Origin of the sequence: Cupriavidus basilensis, assembly GCF_029335485.1 — a bacterium.
Lineage (GTDB): Bacteria > Pseudomonadota > Gammaproteobacteria > Burkholderiales > Burkholderiaceae > Cupriavidus > Cupriavidus basilensis_E.
This window is the reverse complement of sequence record NZ_JARJLM010000421.1, coordinates 1-757: the sequence shown is the minus strand read 5'-3', so window position 1 is coordinate 757 and position 757 is coordinate 1. Positions and strand designations below refer to the sequence as shown.

Annotated in this window: 1 protein-coding gene; it reads left to right on the top strand. The window is 68.3% G+C overall.

Annotated elements, in window-relative coordinates; translation table 11 throughout:
- The first annotated feature begins 99 nt into the window (after window positions 1–99).
- Entirely contained in the window at window positions 100–750 is a 651-nt protein-coding gene (locus P3W85_RS25055; protein WP_276266744.1) for an HAD domain-containing protein, read from the top strand.
- Window positions 751–757 lie beyond the last annotated feature (7 nt).

Below are 757 nucleotides of genomic sequence, written 5' to 3'. Positions count from 1 at the left end.
GATATGTTGCAACTTAGCCGCTTTTTGCCCCTGCAGATTTCCCTGGATGCGTCGTAATCTTCAAACGCGCCAACCGGCGCTGCAACCAGATAGGAAATCATGTCCGAACGCCTCATCATGCTTGACGTCCCCGGTGTCCTCTACTCGAGCCGCTCCGAGGCTCGGCTGGGCGGGATTCCCGATACCGGCACCCTGCGCGACGTCCGTTTCTTCGATCCCGTCGCCCTTGGTTTCGTGCGTCGGCTGTTTGGTCTCGCCGGCGCCCGCGTGGTGGTATCCGAGGCATGGCGCCGCGGCGTCCCGGCGGCGATCCTGCAGCAGCTCGACCTGCAGATCGAAGGCATGACACCCGACGTGCCCGGCGGCCACGCCGCGCGCATCGCGGCCTACTTCGCGCACCGGCCTGCGCCGCAGGCGTTCGCCATCCTGACCTGCGACACGGCATCGCTGCGCGATGAGCAATACGCAGACCTGCGCCCGCACGTGGTGGCGGTGAACCCGGCAGAGGGACTGACGCCGGCCAATTTCAAACAGGCGCTCGATCTGCTTGGCGTGGCCTGCCCGTCCACGCTGTGCCTCGATACCCAGCCCGACGCCGGCCTCGAAGCCCGGCTGCGACACCTGCGCCTGCTGGCCAGGGAAGCACCCGCGCGCTTCGAGGCTGGCACCATCGCGACGCCGCTGTTGCAGGCGGTACCCGAGCTGGCGCTGCCGGTGCGGCAGCCCGCGCAGGCGCCGGCGCACGCCTGACACCTGC